We start from the raw sequence: 19,988 nt of genomic DNA, 5'->3' as shown, positions 1-19,988 counted from the left end.
CGACAGGACTGCACAATGGCCATCGATCAGCACGGTGACGCGAACCTCGAGGGCGTCTCGATCCGCTCGCTCCCCAAGGTGTCGCTCCACGACCACCTCGACGGCGCGCTGCGCCCGCAGACGATCATCGAGCTCGCCGACGAGGCGGGCGTCGAGGTCCCCGAGGCGGCAGCCGACGACCTCGCCGACTGGTTCGAGGACCAGTCGGATTCGGGCTCGCTCGTCGAGTACCTGAAGACGTTCGACCTGACCATCGCGGTCATGCAGACCCGCGACGGACTGCGCCGCGTCGCAAAGGAGTTCGTCGAGGACCTCGCGGCCGACGGCGTCATCTACGGCGAGGTCCGCTGGGCGCCCGAGCAGCACCTGGGCGGCGGCCTCAGTCTCGACGAGGTCGTGGAGGCCGTTCAGGAGGGCATCGAGGAGGGTGAGGACGCCGTCGAGGCGTCGGGCCGCGACATCCGCGTCGGCCAGCTCATCAGCGCGATGCGTCACACCGACCGGTCGCTTGAGATCGCCGAGCTCGCCGTCCGCCACCGCGGACGGGGCGCCGTCGGGTTCGACATCGCCGGTCCCGAGGCCGGGTTCCCGCCGTCGAACCTGCGTCCGGCGTTCGACTACCTTGCCTCCGCCTTCTTCCCCGCCACGGTGCACGCCGGAGAGGCCGCCGGTCTCGACTCGATCCGCTCCGCGCTGGTCGACGGGCGGGCGCTGCGCCTCGGACACGGTGTGCGCATCGCCGAGGACCTCGACGTCGTCGAGCAGAAGGGCGAGGAGGTGCAGGTGCGCTTCGGCGACCTGGCCCGCTGGGTGCGGGACCGCGAGATCCCCCTGGAGCTCTCGCCGTCGTCGAACCTTCAGACCGGTGCGATCGCGGCGTGGGGCACGCAGCTCGAGGATCACCCCTTCGACCTGCTGTACCAGCTCGGCTTCGCCGTCACCGTGAACGTCGACAACCGCACGATGAGCCGCACGTCGCTGACGCGCGAGCTGAAACTCCTCGCCGAAGCGTTCGAGTACACGCTCGACGACGTCGAGGCGTTCCAGTTGAACGCGGCCGCGGCCGCCTTCCTCACGATCGAGGAGCGCGAGGAGCTCATCGAGCTCATCGGCGAGGGCTTCTCGGCCTGACGGGCTCACTAACTCCTCACTTTCTCACCGCTCTGACCGGTTTTGGTCTGTATCGAGGTCCTACGCGGGTGAAAGTGAGGAGTTAGCGACGCGCCCCGCGGGCGAGAGTCCGGCGAATCTGCTCGCGGACGATGTCACGGTGAAAGAAGATGTCCTCGGCGAGCGGCCGCACAGTCGTGAACCCGAGAGCGGCAGCAGCGAGATCCCGTCGTCGGTCGGCCCGTTGCGCTCCCCACCCTTCGTGATGGGCTCGGCTGTCGCATTCGATGATCAACCAGCCATCGACGACGAAGTCCACCCGGCCGACTCCCTGGATCTGTACCTGTAGCTCGACCGAGCAGCCGAGCGAGCGCAGGATGAGGCGCATCAAGCTTTCGGCGCCTGATTCGGAGCGGCTGTCGATGAGCGGGCGGAGTCTCTGCAGTCGCCTGGGGAGTCGTGCGAAGACATCCGCGAGGTCTGATTCGTCGAGGAGCCCGAGATGAACCGCGCTGTCCAGCGTCGCGATCGCTGCACGCGGCTTCTGGCATCGACAGGACTGAGCCACCGCGTCGATGAGGTCTGCACACGTGCTGTGCTCGGACAGGGGCGCCGGTCGCCAGTGACGCACCACGTTCGCCCCCGGAGCCGGGAGCCTGCTCGACCCGTTGGGTGCGAGAACGTGCAGGGTTCCGCTGTCGAGAATGAAGACTCCTAACGCGCGGAGGAACGAGACGCAGTCGAGGCGGCACCCCAGGCGCGCCGCTGCCATCAGTTCGGGATCAGCGGCTCCCGGAAGATAGCGACCTCGCCTGACCCTGACGAGTGAACCTGCGCGGAGGGCTGCGCGAAGGTCCCGTTGGGACAGTCCAAGTTGATCCGCATCCATCCATTCGCCGACGATCACGCCTGCACTCTGCACGTTGTCAAAGCTGATCGGTGGGCGACAGCCACCACGGGGCAGTGTTCCGCGGGGGGCGACGGTCGTGGAGAAGGCGCCGGCGGGTGCGATAACTCCTCATATCCGAGCCCGTGCGAGGCTCATAGCGGCCGTGGGGCTGCTCGTATGTCGATTTTGAGGAGTTAGCGCCGCCGCAGGTCAGAGGCGGGCGAGCAGGTCCGCGACGGATGCCGTGATCTCGGCCGCCATGTCGGTGTCATCGATCGTGGGGGTGCCGTCACCCGCCTGGGGGCCGTAGTCGCCGAAGGAGGCGTGCGAGGCGCCGGGGATCTCGACGAACTCGGCGTCGGCGGGCAGCGTCCCGCGGGAGTCCTGGATCTTCTCGGGCGTCGACAGCCCGTCCTCCGAACCCGAGATGCTCAGCACGGGCAGCCCGGAGTCGGCGAGGTCGTTCGCGCAGTACGAGGCGAACAGCACCAGGCCGTCCGCGTCCGGCGCGAGCTGGCACGCGCGCACTCCCCCGAGGGAGTGACCGCCGACGAGCCAGGTGCCGACGCCGGGCGCGGCCTCGGTGAATGTGGACAGGGGACGGGGGTCGAAGAAGGCGAGGTTCAGCCACGGTCGGGTGATGACGACCGTCATCCCGTCCTCGGCGACGAGCCCCGAGAGCTTCGCCTCGTAGGCCTCGGCGTCGACCTTCGCGCCGGGGACGAAGATCAGCCCGACAGTGCTCTCCCCGGAGGCCGGCGACATCACCACGTTGCCGCCGGTGTCGGACACGGCGATCCGGTCGTCCTCGCGGACCGACGCGAGCGGACCGGCCTCGGCGCCCATGACGCCGACCTGGCTCCAGATGACGATGCCGACGATGCCGGCGATGAGCAGCCCCGCCACGGACAGCAGCACGATCGAGACGATGCGCCGTGCCCGGGAGCGGGGCCGCGTCGACGCGCTCACGCGCTGTAGACGCCGATCTCGGTCTGCCGCTGGAAAACCTGCTCCTGCACGCGTGCGAACAGGGGGTGGGCGGGCTCGAGGCCGGTGACGGATGCCGTGAAAGCCGCGGCATCCTCGGTCCTGATGCGCTCCTGCAACTCGACGGCCTGTGGGTCTGCAGCGTCCTCGAAGCGCAGCGCGGCGGCGATCGCGGCGATGAGCCCGTCGACGCCGAGACCGCGCTCGGCGGCAGCGGATGCCGGGCCTACGAAGCGCTCGTGACGCGAGAGCTTGCGCAGCGGCTGACGGCCGACGCGCTGCACGGTGTCTGGCAGGGCCTCGTTCGAGAACCGCTCGAGGATCGTCGCGCGATACTCGGCGAGCTCGGCCGGGTCGAGCCCGTGCGCGGCCGCGAGGAACGCGGAGGTCTCCTCGAGGGCCTGCTCGACCTTGCTCCGGATGCCGGGGTCCGCCAGGGCGTCCGAGATCCGAGTGATCCCTGCGGCGGCACCGAAGTAGGCGGTCGCGGCGTGGCCGGTGTTGACCGTGAAGAGCTTCCGCTCGATGTAGGGGGCGAGGTCGTCGACGAAGTGGGCGCCGGGGATGTCCGGCAGCTCGTCGCCGAACGGGCCGCGCTCGATGGCCCATTCGAAGAACGGCTCGACGGTGACATCGACGCCTGCGCCCTCGGGCTGGCCGGGGACGATGCGGTCGACGGCGGTGTTGGCGAAGACGGCGCGCATGGAGAGGTCTCCCCATGCATCGCCGGCGAGCTTCTCGATCTCGCCGCGGAGGGTGTCGGTCGCGCCGATCGCGTTTTCGCACGCCATGACCTGCAGCGGCTTCGCGTCGGCGGAGCGACGGGCGAGTCCTTCGAGGATGTGCGGTGCGACGAACGGCAGGATGTTGGGTCCGACGGCGGTCGTCACGACGTCGGCCGAGGCGACCTCGTCGGCCACGGCGTCGGGGTCGGCCTGGCTGTTGATCGCCCGGAAGCCGGTGACGGTCTTGTCGCCGCCGCCCGGTCCGACCTCGTGAACGGTGTACTCGGATGCCGCGTTGATGGTCTCGACGAGTGTCGGCGCGACGTCCGAGAAGACGAGCTCGTAGCCGCCCTCGTGGAGGAGGAGTCCGACGAAGCCGCGCCCGATGTTGCCGGCGCCGAAGTGGACGGCTTTCATGCGTTGTTCACCGTCGCGAGCAGCTGGTAGAGCTCCTCGGGGGTCTGCGCGGCCTTGAGCTTCGCGACTTCGTCGTCCTCGGAGAACAGGAGGGCGATCTGCGACAGGATCTCGAGGTGCTCGTCGCCCTTGCCGGCGATGCCGACGACGAACGAGACGTGCTCGCCGCCCCAGTCCACGCCGCCGTCGTAGCGGACGAACGAGAGCGCGGAGTCGAGGATGGCCTCTTTGGTCTCGTTGGTCCCGTGGGGGATCGCGAGCTCGTTGCCCATGTAGGTCGAGACGGCCACCTCGCGCTGCTGCATCGCGTCGAAGTAGGCGCTCGTGACGGCGCCGGCGGCCTCGAGGATGTCGGCGGCCTCCTTCATGGCCTGTTCCTGGCTGACGGAGCCGGAGTGGATGCGGATCTGGCCGAGGGTGAGGACTTCGCGAGCCATGACGTTCTCCTTCTGAGAGGGTGGAAAAAAGGATGCTGCGGGGTCGGGACCATTGTTCCCGACCCCGCAGCGCTGTGCATCAGGCGTCGCCGCGCTGGCGACGCACCATCTCGACGACCTCGTCGTACTTCGGCGAGTTCATGAAGTTGTCGACCGAGACGTGCAGGGAGTCGGGGGTGACTCCGCGAGCCCGGTCGGTGAGCTGCTGCTGCGTGATGACCAGGTCGGCCGACGGGTCGAGGTTCGCGATCGCCTTGTTGGTGACCGTGACGCCCTCGACGCCCGCCTTCTTGAACTTGTTGCGGAGCACGCTCGCGCCCATCGCGGACGATCCCATGCCGGCGTCGCACGCGAACACGACGTTCGTGATCTCGCGCTCGGCGACGGCGGTGCCGGTGGCCGCGGATGCGGCGGCTGTCGCCGTACCGGAGCCGCGGAGGGCGTCCATCGCGGACGAGGACTTGCCCTTGTTGGCTTCGGTCTGAGCGATCGCGGCGTCGAAGGTGTCACCCTCGGCGGCGAGGTCGCGCTTGCGGGACGCCCGCAGGATCACAGCGGTGATGAGGAACGTGACGACAGCTGCGACGACGACGGATGCGTAGACGACGAGCAGGTTCGGCACGCCGGCGCCGATCGCCGCCGCCGTGACCGCGATGATGCTGCCGGGAGCGGCGGGGAACTGGAGTCCGCCGTTGAACAGCATGTTGACGGTCACACCGCTTGCGCCACCGGCGATCAGTGCGAGGATCGTGGCGGGCTTGCTCAGTGCGTACGGGAAGTAGATCTCGTGGATGCCGCCGACGAACTGGATGATGGCGGCGCCCGGTGCGGATGCCTTCGCCTGTCCGACGCCGAAGAACGTGAACGCGAGCAGCAGGCCGAGGCCCGGGCCGGGGTTGGCCTCGATGAGGAAGAGGATCGACTTGCCGGCATCCTCGACCTGCTGGAGGGCCAGCGGCGTGAACACACCATGGTTGATGGCGTTGTTGAGGAAGAGCACCTTCGCCGGCTCGACGAAGATCGACAGCAGCGGCAGCAGGCTGAGCGACACGAGCCAGTCGACGATCCCGCCGAGCAGTCGGCCGATTCCGAGCATGAGGGGACCGAATGCGAAGAAGCCGAAGATCGCGAGGAGCATGCCGAGGATGCCCGCGGAGAAGTTGTTGACGAGCATCTCGAAGCCGGGCTTGATCTTGCCGTCCCACAGCTTGTCCATCTGCTTCGTGACCCACGCGGCGAGCGGGCCCATGATCATCGCGCCGAGGAACATCGGCTGGTCGGTGCCGACGATGACACCCATGACGGCGATCGTCGCCACGACACCACCGCGGGCGTCGTAGACCATCCGGCCGGCGGTGTTCGCGATCAGAAGGGGCAGAAGGTAGGTCACCATCGCCCCGACGATGCCGACGTAGCCCGTATAGGTGCCGTTGTCGCCTTCCGTCAGGGTGGTGCGGGCACCCTCCCAACCGATGGCGGCGACGTCGCCGCCGCCGCCGAGGATCTCCGCGACCGGGAACCAGTGCCAGCCGAAGGGACTGTTGGCGCCGAAGAACCCATCGGGGATGAAGAGCATGGTGATGAAGCCCCATGCGATGAACGCCGCGATGTTGGGCATGATCATGCCTGACAGGAAGGTTCCGAATCGCTGCACGCCGACGCGTGCGCGGCTCGGACCGCGTGTGGCTGTAGTCGCCGTTGACATGTGCTGTGTCTCCTTTGGTGTGCCGCGGTTCATGCGGCGGTGTGCTGTGCTGCGGCTTCCTGGGCCGCGGCTCGGGCGGATGCCGCATCGGATGCGGCGAGGGCTGCCTCGGCGATGCGCTTCGCGTCGTCGATGCTGTGGTGCAAGAGGGTGGCGCGCACGTCTGCGAGCGCCGTCGGTGCCATGGAAAGAGTCGTCGCGCCGAGGCCGACGAGGACGACCGCGAGCAGCGGGTCGGCCGCGGCCTCACCGCAGATCCCGATCGGCTTGCCGGTGGCGCGTCCGCCGTCGCCCGTCGCCTTGACGAGCTGCAGGACGGCGGGATGCCACGGGTCCTGGAACGAGGACACCGAACCCAGCAGGCGGTCGGCCGCCAGCGTGTACTGGGTCAGGTCGTTCGTCCCGATCGAGGCGAAGTCGGCGTGGGCGAGGACCTTGTCGGCGAGCAGCGCGGACGAGGGGACCTCGACCATGACGCCTGCCGTCTTGATGCCGTACTCCTTCGCGAGGGTGACGAAGTACTCGGTCTCCTCGACGGTCGACACCATCGGAGCCATGACCCAGAGGTCGGCCTCGGTGGCGGCATCCGCGTTCGCGAGGGCGGTGAGCTGCTCGCGCAGGATGTCCTCGCTGGCGCGCAGTGCGCGGAGACCGCGGAGGCCGAGCGCCGGGTTCTCCTCGTGCGCGTCGTTGAGGAAGGCGAGCGGCTTGTCGGCACCGGCATCCAGTGCGCGGACGACGACCTTCTTGCCGGGGAACGCCCGCAGCAGCTCGGTGTACGCCTTCGTCTGCTCCTCGACGGTCGGTGCCTGGGACGAGCTCAGGAAGAGGAACTCGGTGCGGAACAGGCCCACGCCCTCGGCGCCGAGCTCGACGGCCTTCGCGGCGTCCTGCGGCTTGCCGAGGTTCGCGAGCAGCGGCACGGCGGTCCCGTCCGCGAGCGCACCCGGCGTGATGGGCGCGTCCGCCGCGGCGGCGCGGTCCGCCTTGCGGCGCTCGGCCTGCGCGATGTCGTCGTCGGTCGGCTGGGTGGTGACGACGCCGGCTGCGGCGTCGACGACGACCGTCTCGCCCTCGGCGAGGTCGGCTGCACCGCGGACGCCGACGACGGCGACGATGGACTTCTCACGGGCGAGGATCGCGGTGTGCGAGGTCGGCCCGCCCTCGGTCGTCACGAGCGCGAGGACCTTGTCGAGGTCGAGGAGCGCGGTGTCGGCGGGAGCGAGGTCCTTGGCCACCAGGACGAACGGATGCCCCGGGTCGGGGACTCCGGGAGCGGCGACGCCCCGGAGGTGCGCGATGACGCGCTGGGCGACGTCGTCGAGGTCGGCGGCGCGCTCGCCGAGGTAGCCGCCCATCGCGGAGAGCGTGTCGCGGAACGACGCGAAGGCGTCGAAGACGGCGAACTCGGCGGTCTTGCCGGCGCCGATGCGGTTCGTGACCTCTTCTTCGAGCGCCGGGTCCTCGGCCATCATGGCCTGCGCCTCGAGCACCTCCTGCGCTGCGCCGCCTGCGGTCTCGCCGCGCTGCTCCAGTTCGCGGGCGACCGCCTCGATCGCCGCGCGGACGCGCGCGGTCTCCTCGTCGGCGCTCCGTGCGCTCTTCTCGTCCTTCGGCGCCGGCAGCGGCTCCGCCATCCGTGCGATGGGGCCGTGGCTCACGCCCAGGCCGATTCCTACTCCTCGAAGCTCAGTCATGTGTCCCTCAGGCGTCGTGGTCGGTGGTCAGAAGTTCGGTGAGGGCGTCGAGCACCTCTTCGGCGTTCGTGCCGTCTGCGGTGAGCGTCACGTAGTCGCCGTTCTCGGCGCCGAGCGAGATCACGCTGAGGATGCTGGCCGCGTTGACCGCTCCGCCGGATCCTTTCGAGATCGTGACGGGGATGCCGGCATCCTTCGCGGCCTGCGCGAACATCTTCGCGGGGCGGGCGTGCAGACCGTTGGAGGAGCCGATCCTCACGGTCCGGCTGGCCGGTGCGCTCATCGCGGGGTCCTTTCACTGCGGTCGGCGTCCATCGCCGCCGTCACGAGGGCGAGCGTGCGGGTTCCGTCACGATCGCCGAAGACGTCCTCCGGCAGCAGAACAGCACGCGCCTGTCGGGTGGCGGCATCCCGTTCGATGTCGGAGAGGGCGGAGGCGAGGTGCGGACCCACGAGCACCACGTCGCCGGCGTCGGCCTCCGTGGCGACCATGCCGGGCACTCCCGCGCGGACGAACAGGTCCCTGCCTTCGCGCTGTGCGGCGTGCCGCAGACGCTGGGCGACGAACGTGCTCGACGCACCGGCGCCGCAGACGACGAGGATCTTCATCGATCCGCCTCCTTGTCTCCTTGTCATTCTCATCCGACTCCCAGGAAGGGACAACCAGCCGTTCTTCCGCGGGGGAGGAAACCCCCTGGTCGCGCAGATGGTTGACTGGACGGGTGAGCCGGGCGAGACAGGACCAGGTCATGGCGCTCCTGATCCGGGATGCCGCGTGGCGGACGGCCGGCGAGCTCGCCGACGTCGTGGGAGTCACGCCCCGCAGCATCCGCTCCTACGTCGCCGCTCTCAACGCCCGCGTGCCGGGTGGGGATGCGGTCGAGTCCGGGGCCTCCGGCTATCGCGCCGGCGCAGGCGCTGCGGGCGCACTGCGGAAGGTCACCGAGGAGACGCCGCGCGACCGACTGCACCGCCTCGTGCGAGACCTGCTCGACGCCCCCGCCGGGGTCGACGTGTACGCCGCGGCGCAGCACTTCCATGTCAGCGAAGCGACGCTCGAGTCCGACCTCGGGCGGGTGCGCGCCCTGCTGAGCGGCACGCAGCTCACCCTGGAACGCTCCGCGGAACGGGTGCGACTCTCGGGCACCGAGATGGCCCAACGCCGTCTGCTCAGCCGTCTCGTCCACGACGAGATGGAGCAGGGCGCCTTCGACCTCCGGGCGCTCCGACGTGCACTGGGGGAGAGCACTGCGGAGACCTCGGCCCTGGGCGCGTTCAAATCCGAGCTGGTCGAGGGCCTCGGGGAGCTCGGCTACCTCGTCAACGAATTCGGGATCGGCGACGTCATGATGCACATCGCGATCGCCGCCGACCGGGTCGGACGGGGCCGCGGACTCGACGGTGCACCGGTCGGCGACTCCGCCGCCCGCAGCCGGATCGCCGACCTGCTCGACCGCCTCGCCGTGACGCACTTGGGCGTCCACCTCGGCGACGGTGACCGGGACCACCTGGCCGCGCTCGTCCAGACGCGCGTCGTCGCACCGGGCGCCGCGGAGCCCGACGCCGTCATCCGCGATCGACTGGATGCCGACGTCGAAGCGGCCGTGCGCGCGGTCGTCGCGCGGGCGGCATCCGAGTTCCTCGTCGACATCGACCACGACGACTTCATCCTGCGGCTGTCCCTGCACGTCCAGAACCTGCGCCAGCGCGCCCAGGACCGAGCGTGGTCGCGGAACGCGCTCACCCGGTCGCTGAAGTCGAGCTACCCGATGATCTTCGACGTCGCCGTCTTCATCGCCGAGCAGCTCCGCGTCGTCGTCGGCGCTCCGCTCCACGAGGACGAGATCGCCTACATCGCGATGCACGTCGGCGGCCGTCTGGAGCGCTCGCGCCAGTCGGCGCGTCTTCTGACGGCGACGCTCGTCTGCCCCGGCTACTACGAGATGCACGAGCTGCTGCGCTCGAGCATCGATCGCGCGCTCGGGCGCGAGATCGAGGTCGTCGCGGTCGAGACGCGCGTCGACCCCGATTGGGCAGGGGTCGACACCGACCTCGTGCTCACGACGATCGATCCTCCCGAGCCCTCCGAGCGGGTCGTGCGGATCCAGCCCTTCCTCACCGAGCCCGACGTGGAACGCGTGCAGGCGGCCGCCGCTCGCGCGCGCCGAGCGCGGCGCCTCGCGGGGCTGCGCGCAGAGCTCGAGCGCTACTTCTCGCCCGATGCGTTCGTGTCGCGGCTGCCCGCCGACGCCGACGAGGAGACCGTCATCCGCGGTCTCGGCGGGCTGCTGGCCGCGCAGGGCGTCATCACCGAGGACTACGTGGACCGCACGCTGGAGCGGGAGCGGATCTCGTCGACGGCGTTCACCGACGCGCTCGCCGTCCCGCACGCCATCGGCATGACCGCCACGCGCACGGCGATCGCGGTCGGTCTCGCGGACCCGTCGATCCGATGGGGCGACGGGCGCGTGCAGGTCGTTGCGATGGTGGCGTTCTCCGAGTCGGATCGCGAGGCGTTCCAGACCGTCTTCGAGCAGTTCGTCGAGGTGTTCAGCGAGCGCGACAGCGTGCAGCGGATCCTCCGCCGCGGCACGAGCTTCGCCGGCTTCCTCGACGAGCTCGTCGCGGTCATCGACGGCTGATCAGTCCGCGAGACGCGCGTCGAGCCCCACGCGGCTTAGCGCCGGACCTTGACGGTTTTGTAGCAGTACGAGTACCAGGCAAGAAGGCCCCCCGTGAGGTTGCCTGCCGGCTTTGCGCAGAAGCCAGACGTTCTGCGGTAGGTCGTTTCTGTGTAGCAGTCAGACCATCCGCTGACGGTGTAACAGTAAGACCTTGAGCTTTCCTTAACCCAGGTCTGCCCGGTCGGGTTGTACGGCACGGCTTGCGCGGGAGCTGCGCCGGTTATCCCGGCGAGGAGTAGACCGATTGTCACCATCGCAGTTGTCACAGTCCGAGGAAGACCTCGCCGCGACGCGCTTGACTGATTTGCACTATCCATCGGTGTTCCCCCTTGGGCATGATGAACCTTCATCCCGAAGCTAGCGTGAGCCAGGAGATGCAACAAGAGACCGGCTGATCAGTCCGCGAGGCGCGCGTCGAGCCCCATCCGGACGCCCGGCCACTCGTGGGGGAGGATCGAGAACACGACGGTGTCTCGCATCGTCCCACCGGGCCCGATGCGGTGGTTCCGCAGCACGCCGTCCTGACGTGCGCCGAGCCGTTCGATCGCCGCACGGGACTGGCGATTGTGCCAGGACGTCCGGAATTCGACCGCGATCGCGTCGCACTCCTCGAACGCGTGCTCCAGCAGCAGGCGTTTGGCCGTCGTGTTCACCTCGGTGCGCTGCACCTCACGCGACAGCCACGTGTACCCGATCTCGACGCGCCGGTTCTCCGCATCGATGTCGCAGAACGTGGTCATGCCGTGCGGGCGGCCGTCGACGACGACCGTGAATGGATTCATCCGGCCCGCGTCACGCTCGGCGAGCCGTCGCGCGATCTCGTCGGGGACGGATGCCGGGATCGCGGTGTACCAGGCGTACTCGAGCCCGTCGCGGGCCGCCGTCAGGGCGTCGGCGTGCGACGGGTCGAGCGGCACCAGCTGAACCCGGCCCCGGCTGAGCGTGACGGGTTCGGTCAGTGCGGTCGTCATGCCTGCGCCGCGTCGAGCAGGGCGCGGACGCCGGCGTCAACCGCTGCGAGCCGGGCTGCGGCGTCGTCCGCGGACTCGCCGCGCACGTCGAGGTAGGCCTTGAGCTTCGGCTCCGTTCCACTCGGCCGCACGATGACGCGCGAGCCGTCCTCGAGCCAGAGCCGCAGGACATCGCCGCGCGGCGAACCCTCCGGCGCCGTCAGCAGGTCCTCCATGCGGTCGACGGAGACCGAACCGACGGATGCCGGGGGCGCCGCCCGCAGCGCCGTCATGATGCGGCCGATCACCGAGACGTCGTCGACGCGGATCGAGACCTGGCCGCTCGCGAAGTGCCCGAAGGTCGCGGCGGACTCGTCGAGCAGGTCGCCGAGCGTCTTGCCCTGCTCGCGCGCCTCCGCCACGAGGCCGAGGATCGCGACAGCAGCCGAGATACCGTCCTTGTCGCGCACGGTGCCCGGGTTGACGAGGTAACCGAGCGCCTCCTCGAAGCCGTAGACGAGGCCGGGCGCGCGGGAGATCCACTTGAACCCCGTGAGGGTCGCCGTGAACTCGAGGCCGTAGTGCTCGGCGATCGTCTGCAGGCCGGGCGAGGAGACGAGCGAGCAGGCGAGGGTTCCCGACGTGGCGGTTCGGGCGGCACGCCAGCCGAGCAGGAGCCCGACCTCGTTGCCGGTCAACCGGCGCCAGCCGGCGGGGGCAGCGGCATCCGGGATCGCGACCGCGAGCCGATCGGCGTCGGGATCGTTCGCGACGATGAGCTCGGCACCCGCCTCGCGAGCGGTCTCGAACGCGAGATCCATCGCGCCGGGCTCTTCGGGATTCGGGAACGCGACGGTCGGGAACCGGCCGTCCGGCGCGATCTGCGCCGTGACGACGGTCGGTGCGGGGTATCCCGCGGTCTCGAGAACGCGAGCGAACGTCTCGTGGCCGACGCCGTGCATCGCCGTGTAGACCCAGTTCAGTCCTGCTGCACCGGCCGGAGCGGGGGCCACGAGGGCTGTCGCGTTGACATAGGCCTCGACGACCGACTCGTCGGCGATGTCGTAGTCGTCCGAGCGGGGGATCGCACCGAGGTCCGCGCGCGCGGCGATCTCGTCGATGTGCGCCGCGATCTCGGCATCCGCCGGCGAGACGATCTGTGCACCGTCGTCCTCGCCGCCGAGGTAGACCTTGTATCCGTTATCGTCCGGCGGGTTGTGCGACGCCGTGACCATGACGCCGGCCGAGACGCCGAGGTGGCGCACGGCGAAGGCGAGGACGGGCGTCGGCAGCAGGCGGGGGAGGAGGATCGCGCGGAGCCCCGCACCGGCGAAGATCTCGGCGCTATCGCGGGCGAATACGTCCGAGTTACGGCGTCCGTCGTAGCCGATGACGACCGAGGGCGTCTCGCCGCCGGCGCGCTCGCGGAGGTAGGCCGCGAAGCCGGCCGCCGCCTGGCTCACGAGCACGCGGTTCATGCGGTTCGAGCCCGCTCCGAGCGCGCCGCGGAGGCCCGCGGTGCCGAAGGCCAACCGGGTGTCGAAGCGGTCGTGCAGGTCGGCGGTCGCGGCGGGGTCGCCCGCCTCGGCGCGCGAGATCAGGTCGGAGAGCTCGGCGCGGGTCGCCTCGTCCGGATCCTGCGCGAGCCACTGCCGTGCGGTCTCGACGACGCCCTCGCTCACAGGACGCCGATCACGCGGGCGAGCAGGTCCGAGATGACGGGCTCGGCGTCGCGGCCGGCTTCGAGGACCTCCTGATGGCTGAGCGGGGTCGACTGGATGCCGGCGGCCAGGTTCGTGATCAGCGAGAAGCCGAGGATCTCCATGCCCGCCTGGCGTGCGGCGATCGCCTCGAGCGCCGTCGACATGCCGACGATGTGTCCGCCGATGGCCTTGGCCATCTGGACCTCGGCAGGGGTCTCGTAGTGCGGCCCGCGGAACTGGCAGTAGACGCCCTCGTCGAGGCTCGGATCGATCGTGCGCGCGAGGTCGCGCAGGCGCGACGAGTACAGGTCGGTGAGGTCGATGAAGGTCGCGCCTTCGAGCGGCGAGTCGGCGGTGAGGTTGATGTGATCGCTGATGAGGACGGGCTGCCCCGGCGACCAGGACTCCTTGATGCCGCCGGCGCCGTTCGTGAGCACCATGATCTTCGCGCCGGTCGCGGCGGCGGTCCGCACGCTGTGCACGACCCGGCGGACGCCGTGGTTCTCGTAGTAGTGGGTGCGTGCACCGATGACGAGGACGCGCTTGCCGTCGTGCGTCAGGATGCTGCGGATCGACCCGACGTGGCCCGCGAGGGCGGGCTTGCTGAAGCCGGTCACCTCGGTCGCGTCGAGCGTCGCGGTGGTCTCGCCGATGAGCTCGGCGGCCTTCCCCCATCCGCTCCCCAGAGTCAGGGCGATGTCATGGCGTTCCACACCGGTGAGGCGTGCGATGTCGGCTGCGGCGGTGTCAGCGACCTCGAACGGGTCGATGGCGGGATCGTCGAGCGGGTGGGTCTCCTCGTGCATGCTCCCACTCTAGGAAGCGCCGACGCGCTCGGCCACACGATGGGTTTCGCGGCGCGGCGCGCGAACCCCCCGCCGGCCTGAAAGAATGATCCACATGTCTGTGAGCTTCGAGACCACCCAGAGTGTCGCGATCATCGGGGGCGGCCCCGGCGGATACGAGGCGGCTCTCGCAGCGGCCCAGCTGGGCGCCGAGGTGACCCTCGTCGAGCGGGCGGGCATCGGCGGATCCGCCGTCATCACCGACGTCGTGCCGTCGAAGACGCTCATCGCCACGGCGGACGCGGCCGTCGCGATCCGCGGCGCGTCCGATCTCGGCGTTCAGCTGTTCGCCCGCGGCGACAGCGGCAAGCCGCTCAAGCCCGAGATCGCCATCAACCTGGGCGCGGTCAACAAGCGTCTGCTCTCGCTCGCCCGTCAGCAGTCCGATGACCAGCGCGCGCAGCTGGTGGATGCCGGCGTCCGCATCATCTCCGGACACGGCCGCCTCGACGGCACGCACGCCGTCGTCGTCTCGACCGGTCCCGGCGGCACCGACTTCGACCGCGTCGAGGCCGACACCCTCGTCGTCTCGGTCGGTGCGTCGCCGCGTGAACTGGACAGCGCCAAGCCCGACGGGGAGCGCATCCTCACGTGGACGCAGCTCTACAACATGACGAGCCTCCCCGAACACCTCATCGTGGTGGGCTCGGGTGTCACCGGCGCCGAGTTCGCCGGCGCCTACATGAACCTCGGCTCGAAGGTCACGCTGATCTCGAGCCGCGACCAGGTCCTGCCGGGTGAGGACTCCGATGCGGCGGCCGTGATCGAGAAGGTCTTCACGCGCGGCGGCATGGAGGTCCTCTCGAAGTCCCGCGCCGAGAAGGTCGAGCGCACGAAGGACGGCGTCGTCGCGACGCTGTCGGACGGTCGCACCGTCGAGGGCAGCCACTGCCTCATGGCGGTCGGATCCATCCCCAACACCGCGGGCATCGGTCTGGAGGATGCCGGGGTCCAGCTCACCGACTCCGGCCACATCCAGGTCAACCGCGTCGCGCGCACCTCGGTGCCGAACATCTACGCCGCAGGAGACTGCACCACCTTCCTGCCGCTCGCCTCGGTCGCTGCGATGCAGGGACGGATGGCGGTCTTCCACGCGCTCGGCGACACCGTCATCCCGCTCGAGAAGCACCGCGTCACGGCCAACATCTTCACCGCTCCCGAAATCGCGACGGTCGGTCGTCAGGAGCGCGACATCGAGTCGGGCGCCGTCAACGGCACCGTTCACAAACTCCCTCTCGCCGCCAACGCGCGCGCCAAGATGATGGGGGTCAAGGACGGTTTCGTGAAGATCATCGCCCGTGAGGGGTCGGGCACCGTCATCGGCGGTGTCATCGTCGCGCCGCGCGCATCCGAGCTGATCTACCCGATCGCGATCGCCGTGGAGCGGCGACTCACGGTCGACCAGCTCTCGCGCGTGTTCGCGGTGTTCCCCTCGCTCGCGGGCAGCATCACCGATGCGACGCGCGCGATGCACCAGGTCGCCCGCGACGAAGACACCTACAGCTGAGGCACTCGACTCAGCCGGCGGTAACGGCGGTCACGTACAGATAGGTCGGCACGGGCGTGGTCCCCGACGCCGATACGGCCCGCGCGTAGGCGCCGCCGAAGCGGATGCGGTGCGGCTCGGTGTCGCAGACGATCTGTTCCGTCAGCGTCAGCTGTCCGCCGTCGGTGTTCATCAGGTTCACGGTGACGGAGGCCGTCACATCGTCGCCGCCGTAACACCGGGCATCCGCTCCGATGATCTCCACCGGCTCCTCGAAGTCCGCCCGCACCTCGCCCGAACTTCCCGGGCCGACCTTCATCCCCACGGCGGCAGCAGCATCGCCGACGGGCTCATCGTCAACGGCGGCGAACCACGCGCTCGCGGCGTCGACGTCGACGGTGGGCGTGCCGGAGCATCCGGCCAGGAGGAGCGCAAGCGCGGAGACGGCGCTCGCCGGCGCCCGCAGACTCCTCATGCGCACACTCTAGGGGCGGGACGTCAGGAGATGGTGAGGAGCTGGTGCCCGGCCGAGACGGTGGCACCCGCCTGAGCGTTGATCGCGCCGACGACGCCGTCCTTGTGCGCCTGGATGGGCTGCTCCATCTTCATGGCCTCGAGGACGACGACGAGGTCGCCCTTGACGACCTGCTGCCCCTCTTCGACGGCGATCTTGACGACGGTGGCCTGCATCGGCGACGCGACGGAGTCGCCGCTCGCTCCCGACACGGCGGTCGACGCGTGCGAGCGACGCGAGGGCGGGACCGCGACGGGCCGCCCCACCGCGGCCGGAGCCTGGGTGAGGCGGTCCGGCAGGCTCACTTCGAGGCGCTTCCCCGAGACCTCCACGACGACCGTGTGACGGCTCTCCGGCTCGGCGGCGGGTCCTGCCTCGCCGTCCCACGCCGGGATGTCGTTGTCGAACTCGGTCTCGATCCAGCGTGTGAAGACGCCGAACGCGCCGTCCTCGCCGGTGAACGCGGGGTCCCGCACGACCTTGCGGTGGAACGGCAGTACCGTCGGCATCCCGGCGACCTCGAACTCGTCGAGCGCGCGACGCGAACGTTCGAGCGCCTCCTCGCGGGTGCGTCCCGTGACGATGAGCTTGCCGAGGAGCGAGTCGAACGCTCCCGAAACGCTGTCGCCGGCGGTCACTCCGGAGTCCAGACGCACGCCGGGGCCGCCGAACGTCTTGAAGACGTGGATGTCGCCGGGGGCGGGGAGGAAGCCGCGACCCGGGTCCTCGCCGTTGATGCGGAACTCGAGCGAGTGGCCGACCGGCTCCGGGTCGGCGTAGTCGAGCGTGCCGCCTTCGGCGATCCGGAACTGCTCGCGGACGAGGTCGATCCCGGTGACCTCTTCGGAGACGGGATGCTCGACCTGGAGTCGCGTGTTCACCTCGAGGAACGAGATGGTGCCGTCGGCTCCGATGAGGAACTCGCACGTGCCCGCACCGATGTAGCCGACCTCCTTGAGGATCGCCTTCGAGGCGGAGTAGAGGATCTCGTTCTGCTCCGCGGTGAGGAACGGGGCGGGTGCCTCTTCGACGAGCTTCTGGTGGCGGCGCTGGAGTGAGCAGTCGCGTGTCGAGACCACGACGACGTTGCCCTCGGCATCCGCGAGGCACTGCGTCTCGACGTGACGCGGCTTGTCGAGGTACTTCTCGACGAAGCACTCGCCGCGGCCGAAGGCGGTGATCGCCTCACGGGTCGCCGATTCGAAGAGCTCCTCGACCTCGTCGAGCTCTCGCGCGACCTTCAGGCCGCGGCCGCCGCCGCCGTAGGCCGCCTTGATGGCGATCGGAAGGCCGAACTCCTTCGCGAAGGCGACGACCTCGTCGGCTCCGGCGACGGGACCGGGCGTGCCAGGCGCGAGCGGCGCGCCCACCTTCTCCGCGACGTGACGCGCGGTGACCTTGTCGCCGAGCGCCTCGATCGCCTCGGGGGACGGGCCGATCCAGATGAGGCCGGCGCCGATCACGGCGCGGGCGAAGTCCGCGTTCTCGGCGAGGAAGCCGTACCCCGGGTGCACGGCGTCGGCGCCGGAGCGCCGGGCGACCGAGAGGATCTTCTCGATCGACAGGTAGGTCTCGGCGCTCGTCGCTCCGCCGAGGGCATAGGCCTCGTCGGCCAGGCGGGCGTGCATCGCGTCGCGGTCCTGGTCGGCGTACACCGCCACCGACGCCTTCCCCGAGTCGCGCGCGGCACGGATGATGCGCACCGCGATCTCGCCGCGGTTGGCGATCAGCACTTTCGAGATTCGGGAGGTCACGCTCTCAGGCATGGCTTCGAGCCTACCCACGTGGGTGCCGCGTTCTTTGGATCCCTCGCACAAAGTCACGCGGGATTCATGTCGCAGAGTCCACTACGGCGTGGTCGCCCCGGTCCGGTTCCACAGCGCCGTCCACTCCACCCCGAGCTCGCGGACCAGGCGGCGCAGCGTCGACAGCGACATCCCCACGACGGTGGACGGGTCGCCTTCGACACGCTCGATGAACGCGCCTCCGAGGCTGTCCACCGTGAAGGCGCCGGCGACCAGGAGAGGCTCTTCCGTCGCCACGTACGCGTCGATCTCGGCATCCGTCACATCCGCCGCGAACGAGACGGATGCCGCGGCCACCGCGTGCGCCTCGGTGAGGGTCCTACCGGGGCCGACGAGGAACACGCTGTGGCCGGAATGCAGGACGCCGGTGCGTCCGCGCATCGACTGCCACCGGGCGCGCGCCGCCTCGGGCGTGTACGGCTTGCCGAGGATCTCGCCGTCGAGCTCGAACATGGAGTCGCCGCCGATGACGAGTCCCTCGAACCCTTCCGCGGCGAGCGTCTCGGCGACATCGGCGGCTTTCCGCCGTGCGAGGAGGAGGACGTGCTCCTCCGGCGGCAGGGTGCGCGCTTCGGACGCCTCCGTTGCGGCGATGACGGCCTCCTCATCCACCTGCGGCGCCCTCGTCGCGGGTTCGATACCGGCCTGGCGCAGGAGCATGAGGCGGGCGGGGGAGGTGGAGGCGAGGCAGACGCGCATGCGGACCACGCTAGCCGCGAGCGGTGTGACAGCATCGGAGGATGCAACCCGGAGACCTCCTCGACCTCGACATCACGGCCGTCGCACACGGCGGCGTCTTCGTCGCCCGCCACGAGAACCGGGTCGTCTTCGTGTCGGACGCGCTCCCCGGCGAGCGCGTCCGCGTCGCCCTCACCGACACGAAGAAGTCGTCGTTCTGGCGCGGTGACACGGTCGAGGTCCTGGATGCCTCGCCCCACCGCCGTCCCCACGTGTGGGCGCCCGCCGATGTCGAGACCCCTCCTGCAGATCGGCCCGGCGGCGCGGACTTCGGCCACATCGCCCTCGACCACCAGCGCGAACTCAAGGCCGAGGTCCTCCGCGACGCGCTCGCCCGCTTCGCGGGCTCGACGACTCCCGTCACCATCGAGCCGCCGACCGCGCAGACGAAGGGCGACCGCGTCGTCGAGGAGTCTCCCGACGGGACGGGGTGGCGCACGCGGGTGAGCCTTCACGTCGACGAGGACGGACGTATCGGCCCCTTCGCCGCTCGGAGCCACCGCGTCATCCCCGTCGACGAGATCCCGCTGGCGACCGCCGGCATCAATCGTGCGATGTCCCGCCGGCAGGGCGGTTCGCCCGGCCGGCTCGACCTCGTCCAACCGTCGGATGGCCGCGTCCGCGTCATCCCCCGTCCCGAGCCGAGTCGTTCGCGACGTCCCGCCCCCGTCGATCCCGCCGCGCGCGAGGTCGTCGTCGAGACGGTCGGCGATCGGGATTTCCAGGTGGATGCCGGTGGTTTCTGGCAGGTCCATCGCCTCGCGGCGGGCACACTGCACGACGCGGTCGCCGATGCGGTCGCCGGATCCGTGGACCCGGAGGGCTGGCACCTCGACCTGTACGGCGGCGTCGGGCTCCTCGCGGCATCCGTCGCAGGCGTCGGCGGCCCGGCCACCCGGATCACCTCCGTCGAGTCCGACGCGCGAGCCACCGAGCACGCCGGCGAGAACCTGGCCGCGTGGATCGGCGCCCGAGCCGAGACCGCGCGCGTGGATCGCTGGCTCGGTCATCTCGTGGACACCGCCACACCCGCTCAGCGCGCGAGGCTGTCGCGCGGCACCGTGGTCCTCGACCCGCCGCGGGCGGGCGCCGGGAAGGACGTCGTCGAGCGCCTCGTGGCTCTCGCGCCCGAGCGGATCGTCTACGTCGCCTGCGACCCCGTCGCCCTCGCTCGGGATCTCGGGACCTTCGCCGCGCACGGCTACACGACACCGTCGATCCGGGCGTTCGACCTCTTTCCGCACTCGCATCACGTCGAGGCGATCGCCGTCGTGACGCGCTGACGGATAAGGTGAG

Annotated in this window: 18 protein-coding genes; 4 read left to right on the top strand and 14 right to left on the bottom strand. The window is 70.0% G+C overall.

Features of this window, described 5'->3' with window-relative positions:
- Nucleotides 1-15: 15 nt before the first annotated feature.
- Entirely contained in the window at nt 16-1,131 is a 1,116-nt protein-coding gene (locus ABCU91_RS13960) for an adenosine deaminase (protein WP_413354169.1), read from the top strand.
- 82 nt (nt 1,132-1,213) lie between these two features.
- Here the strand turns inward: ABCU91_RS13960 and ABCU91_RS13955 are convergent, their stop codons facing one another.
- The 8 genes from ABCU91_RS13955 to ABCU91_RS13920 form a co-directional block, all read right to left on the bottom strand.
- Nucleotides 1,214-2,017: a hypothetical protein gene (locus ABCU91_RS13955; RefSeq protein ID WP_413354168.1), complete on the bottom strand. Its 804-nt coding sequence runs from the start codon at nt 2,015-2,017 to the stop codon at nt 1,214-1,216.
- Nucleotides 2,018-2,209: 192 nt separating this feature from the next.
- Nucleotides 2,210-2,968 carry an alpha/beta hydrolase gene (locus ABCU91_RS13950; protein WP_413354167.1) on the bottom strand — a complete coding sequence of 253 codons (759 nt, stop codon included), beginning with the start codon at nt 2,966-2,968 and terminating at the stop codon, nt 2,210-2,212.
- On the bottom strand, nt 2,965-4,128 hold the full coding sequence (locus ABCU91_RS13945) for a mannitol-1-phosphate 5-dehydrogenase (protein ID WP_413354166.1): 1,164 nt from the start codon (nt 4,126-4,128) through the stop codon (nt 2,965-2,967). The genes ABCU91_RS13950 and ABCU91_RS13945 overlap by 4 nt, the downstream gene beginning before the upstream one ends.
- Nucleotides 4,125-4,565, bottom strand: coding sequence for a PTS sugar transporter subunit IIA (locus tag ABCU91_RS13940; RefSeq protein ID WP_091356022.1), 441 nt, complete (start codon nt 4,563-4,565; stop codon nt 4,125-4,127). Before ABCU91_RS13940 ends, ABCU91_RS13945 begins: the two co-directional genes overlap by 4 nt.
- Nucleotides 4,566-4,644: 79 nt before the next feature.
- On the bottom strand, nt 4,645-6,270 hold the full coding sequence (locus ABCU91_RS13935) for a PTS mannitol transporter subunit IICB (protein ID WP_406923580.1): 1,626 nt from the start codon (nt 6,268-6,270) through the stop codon (nt 4,645-4,647).
- Nucleotides 6,271-6,299: 29 nt separating this feature from the next.
- A complete protein-coding gene (gene ptsP, locus ABCU91_RS13930) occupies nt 6,300-7,967 on the bottom strand; it encodes a phosphoenolpyruvate--protein phosphotransferase (protein WP_413354165.1) in 1,668 nt (555 codons plus the stop codon).
- A 7-nt stretch (nt 7,968-7,974) separates the two neighbouring features.
- Nucleotides 7,975-8,250, bottom strand: a complete 276-nt coding sequence (locus ABCU91_RS13925; protein ID WP_065569861.1) for an HPr family phosphocarrier protein — start codon at nt 8,248-8,250, stop codon at nt 7,975-7,977.
- Entirely contained in the window at nt 8,247-8,576 is a 330-nt protein-coding gene (locus tag ABCU91_RS13920; RefSeq protein WP_065569862.1) for a PTS sugar transporter subunit IIB, read from the bottom strand. The genes ABCU91_RS13925 and ABCU91_RS13920 overlap by 4 nt, the downstream gene beginning before the upstream one ends.
- Before the next feature lie 140 nt (nt 8,577-8,716).
- Here ABCU91_RS13920 and ABCU91_RS13915 point away from each other — a divergent pair, with 140 nt between their 5' ends.
- A complete protein-coding gene (locus ABCU91_RS13915) occupies nt 8,717-10,609 on the top strand; it encodes a BglG family transcription antiterminator (protein ID WP_413355414.1) in 1,893 nt (630 codons plus the stop codon).
- Nucleotides 10,610-11,046: 437 nt separating this feature from the next.
- Here the strand turns inward: ABCU91_RS13915 and ABCU91_RS13910 are convergent, their stop codons facing one another.
- Genes ABCU91_RS13910 through ABCU91_RS13900 form a run of 3 tightly spaced genes read right to left on the bottom strand, consistent with a single transcriptional unit; the run spans nt 11,047 to nt 14,110 of the window.
- Nucleotides 11,047-11,622, bottom strand: a complete 576-nt coding sequence (locus ABCU91_RS13910; protein ID WP_406923582.1) for a GNAT family N-acetyltransferase — start codon at nt 11,620-11,622, stop codon at nt 11,047-11,049.
- Entirely contained in the window at nt 11,619-13,283 is a 1,665-nt protein-coding gene (locus tag ABCU91_RS13905; RefSeq protein WP_413354164.1) for a phospho-sugar mutase, read from the bottom strand. The genes ABCU91_RS13910 and ABCU91_RS13905 overlap by 4 nt, the downstream gene beginning before the upstream one ends.
- The gene (locus tag ABCU91_RS13900; protein ID WP_091355999.1) at nt 13,280-14,110 is read right to left on the bottom strand and encodes a purine-nucleoside phosphorylase; all 831 of its coding nucleotides are present in this window, start codon (nt 14,108-14,110) and stop codon (nt 13,280-13,282) included. The genes ABCU91_RS13905 and ABCU91_RS13900 overlap by 4 nt, the downstream gene beginning before the upstream one ends.
- Before the next feature lie 94 nt (nt 14,111-14,204).
- Here ABCU91_RS13900 and ABCU91_RS13895 point away from each other — a divergent pair, with 94 nt between their 5' ends.
- Complete coding sequence (locus tag ABCU91_RS13895; RefSeq protein ID WP_165971384.1) at nt 14,205-15,656, top strand: NAD(P)H-quinone dehydrogenase; 1,452 nt, start codon at nt 14,205-14,207, stop codon at nt 15,654-15,656.
- A gap of 10 nt (nt 15,657-15,666) precedes the next feature.
- Here ABCU91_RS13895 and ABCU91_RS13890 read toward each other — a convergent pair whose 3' ends face one another.
- The 3 genes from ABCU91_RS13890 to ABCU91_RS13880 form a co-directional block, all read right to left on the bottom strand.
- A complete protein-coding gene (locus ABCU91_RS13890) occupies nt 15,667-16,110 on the bottom strand; it encodes a hypothetical protein (RefSeq protein ID WP_413354163.1) in 444 nt (147 codons plus the stop codon).
- A gap of 23 nt (nt 16,111-16,133) precedes the next feature.
- Complete coding sequence (locus ABCU91_RS13885; protein WP_406923585.1) at nt 16,134-17,915, bottom strand: acetyl/propionyl/methylcrotonyl-CoA carboxylase subunit alpha; 1,782 nt, start codon at nt 17,913-17,915, stop codon at nt 16,134-16,136.
- Between the two features lie 81 nt (nt 17,916-17,996).
- A complete protein-coding gene (locus ABCU91_RS13880) occupies nt 17,997-18,653 on the bottom strand; it encodes a Maf family protein (protein WP_406923586.1) in 657 nt (218 codons plus the stop codon).
- Between the two features lie 41 nt (nt 18,654-18,694).
- On the opposite strand from ABCU91_RS13880, the gene ABCU91_RS13875 reads away from it, so the two are divergent.
- Entirely contained in the window at nt 18,695-19,975 is a 1,281-nt protein-coding gene (locus tag ABCU91_RS13875) for a class I SAM-dependent RNA methyltransferase (protein ID WP_406923587.1), read from the top strand.
- The last annotated feature ends 13 nt before the right edge of the window (nt 19,976-19,988 follow it).

It is taken from the genome of Microbacterium phoenicis, from assembly GCF_047302325.1.
In the GTDB taxonomy this organism is placed as follows: Bacteria; Actinomycetota; Actinomycetes; order Actinomycetales; family Microbacteriaceae; genus Microbacterium.
Note: the sequence above shows the minus strand (reverse complement) of the source record. Positions and strands in the feature narration are given on the sequence as shown.

Coding starts and splice junctions, on each gene's coding strand:
- ABCU91_RS13915 (WP_413355414.1), top strand. CDS start 8,717: ATGGCGCTCCTGATCCGGGATGCCGCGTGGCGGACGGCCGGCGAGCTC.
- ABCU91_RS13875 (WP_406923587.1), top strand. CDS start 18,695: ATGCAACCCGGAGACCTCCTCGACCTCGACATCACGGCCGTCGCACAC.
- ABCU91_RS13895 (WP_165971384.1), top strand. CDS start 14,205: ATGTCTGTGAGCTTCGAGACCACCCAGAGTGTCGCGATCATCGGGGGC.
- ABCU91_RS13925 (WP_065569861.1), bottom strand. CDS start 8,250: ATGAGCGCACCGGCCAGCCGGACCGTGAGGATCGGCTCCTCCAACGGT.
- ABCU91_RS13945 (WP_413354166.1), bottom strand. CDS start 4,128: ATGAAAGCCGTCCACTTCGGCGCCGGCAACATCGGGCGCGGCTTCGTC.
- ABCU91_RS13935 (WP_406923580.1), bottom strand. CDS start 6,270: ATGTCAACGGCGACTACAGCCACACGCGGTCCGAGCCGCGCACGCGTC.
- ABCU91_RS13940 (WP_091356022.1), bottom strand. CDS start 4,565: ATGGCTCGCGAAGTCCTCACCCTCGGCCAGATCCGCATCCACTCCGGC.
- ABCU91_RS13920 (WP_065569862.1), bottom strand. CDS start 8,576: ATGAAGATCCTCGTCGTCTGCGGCGCCGGTGCGTCGAGCACGTTCGTC.
- ABCU91_RS13900 (WP_091355999.1), bottom strand. CDS start 14,110: ATGCACGAGGAGACCCACCCGCTCGACGATCCCGCCATCGACCCGTTC.
- ABCU91_RS13880 (WP_406923586.1), bottom strand. CDS start 18,653: ATGCGCGTCTGCCTCGCCTCCACCTCCCCCGCCCGCCTCATGCTCCTG.
- ABCU91_RS13885 (WP_406923585.1), bottom strand. CDS start 17,915: ATGCCTGAGAGCGTGACCTCCCGAATCTCGAAAGTGCTGATCGCCAAC.
- ABCU91_RS13960 (WP_413354169.1), top strand. CDS start 16: ATGGCCATCGATCAGCACGGTGACGCGAACCTCGAGGGCGTCTCGATC.
- ABCU91_RS13890 (WP_413354163.1), bottom strand. CDS start 16,110: ATGAGGAGTCTGCGGGCGCCGGCGAGCGCCGTCTCCGCGCTTGCGCTC.
- ABCU91_RS13910 (WP_406923582.1), bottom strand. CDS start 11,622: ATGACGACCGCACTGACCGAACCCGTCACGCTCAGCCGGGGCCGGGTT.
- ptsP (WP_413354165.1), bottom strand. CDS start 7,967: ATGACTGAGCTTCGAGGAGTAGGAATCGGCCTGGGCGTGAGCCACGGC.